Source organism: Mesorhizobium sp. P5_C1 (assembly GCF_054049815.1).
On record NZ_JBFULQ010000876.1, the window covers coordinates 1 to 1,555 of the forward strand.

The following is a 1,555-nucleotide window of genomic DNA, read 5'->3' on the forward strand; positions in this document are numbered from 1 at the left end:
GCTCGATATCGGGCCATGAATGCAAAAGCCCGCCACGGAGGAGGCCGTGACGGGCCTCTGAAAGGTGCGCGAACAACTTTCATGCACCTGTTATGCCCCTGGTGCCGAAGCCAACGGGCCAAAAACCAAACCGTTCCACAGGCACAAAAAAGCCCGCCACCTAGGTCAGAACAGGTGGCGGGCTTCATATAGCGCCAGCGGAGGTAAGCTGACCCTAAAATGGTCCGCCTGCTTTTGCTGCATCTTTGGCCGAGGCTATAAAGGCGCTGCTGGCGCCTACAACCGAATAGACCTCGAGATCGGTAGTTCCCGCCTATAAAAGCAGTTTCGACAAAACCGGCTGCTATTGCTGACGCGCCAAGATGTTGCGAACGTTCGACACCTGCCAGTGCCCATTGCGGGCCGTGCGGACACCACGGTTGTTCAGCGCGATTGCCAGGCCGCGAAGGGTGGTGATTCCGGAACGCTGAATGGATGCGATGATCGGCAACACCGTCTCGGCAAATCGGTCAGCCTCGCTGATCGATACCGCACGTCCCTTCGCAGCTGCCTCGGCGCTGTTGGTCTTGTTGCCCAGCTTGGCTCCGTTGGTCTTGCGTGAGGCGAGGGCGGCTTTGGTGCGCTCCGAGATCAGCCGCCGCTCTTTCTCAGCGAGCGCTGCATAGAGGTGAAGCATGAATGGATCGGCATCGGTACCGAGATCGGCCACGATGAAGGGCACGCGCTGAACCATCAGCCCTGCAATGAAGGCGACGTCCCGCGACAGTCGGTCGAGCTTAGCGACAACGACCGGGCATTTGGCTTGGCGGGCGAGGGCGAGAGCGGCTGCCAGCTGTGGTCGTCGGTCCAGGGCATCTGAGCCCTTGCCAGTTTCGACCTCGGTAAACTCGTGGCAGACCGCGATGCCTTCGGTTTCGGCGAAGCGGGCAACGGCTGCTCGCTGGGCGTCGATGCCAAGTCCCGACCGACCCTGCCTCTGAGTTGAGACGCGATAGTAGGCAACGGCGCTCGACATGATGCAAATCCTCCGGGTGAGCACACTGCAAACCACCGTTTGCAGTTTGCTCACAGGGCGAAGACTAGCAAGCTATGCTGTTGATTTAACTGCAAATCGGCCGACCCTTGGCTGAGACACGCGGCGTGCCTACAGCAACTTCCGATCTTCGTAGGTGGTGATGAAGGTCACCGATGTGTCCAGTTTTCCTTCGACCTCATGAACGGAGGTCTCTTTCCACCGTGCTCGCGTCTTCAGCCAGAAGATGGCCGCTGTGACGGCTTCGCGTCCTTCGCCGGTGGCCTTGCGGTAGAGACTTTCGGCAACACGTGCGTTGGCCTTGATGTGACCGCCATCGAGTTGGGAAGCATAGGCGGCCTTCAGCGTCTCGACCTCGATGCCGAGTACCTGGGCAATGTCAGCCGGCGCGACGCCGTACCCTGCCATTGCTTCCACCTGGGCGCAGTGTGGCTTCCGTTGGTTCTCGGTGTCGGCAGCTATGGTCATTGTGGGCTCCATTTCGACCACTCAGGTTCTTCGCCGAGATCGTTCGGCGCTACC

General features: G+C 60.0%; 2 protein-coding genes. Both read right to left on the reverse strand.

Features of this window, described 5'->3' with window-relative positions; translation table 11 throughout:
* Window positions 1–343: 343 nt before the first annotated feature.
* Window positions 344–1,069: a recombinase family protein gene (locus tag ACXJ7R_RS32170; RefSeq protein WP_457155321.1), complete on the reverse strand. Its 726-nt coding sequence runs from the start codon at window positions 1,067–1,069 to the stop codon at window positions 344–346.
* 75 nt (window positions 1,070–1,144) lie between these two features.
* On the reverse strand, window positions 1,145–1,501 hold the full coding sequence (locus ACXJ7R_RS32175; RefSeq protein WP_457155322.1) for a hypothetical protein: 357 nt from the start codon (window positions 1,499–1,501) through the stop codon (window positions 1,145–1,147).
* Window positions 1,502–1,555: the final 54 nt, after the last annotated feature.

Excerpts from the sequence above, each read along its gene's own strand:
- ACXJ7R_RS32175 (WP_457155322.1), bottom strand. The coding sequence starts at position 1,501 with ATGACCATAGCTGCCGACACCGAGAACCAACGGAAGCCACACTGCGCC.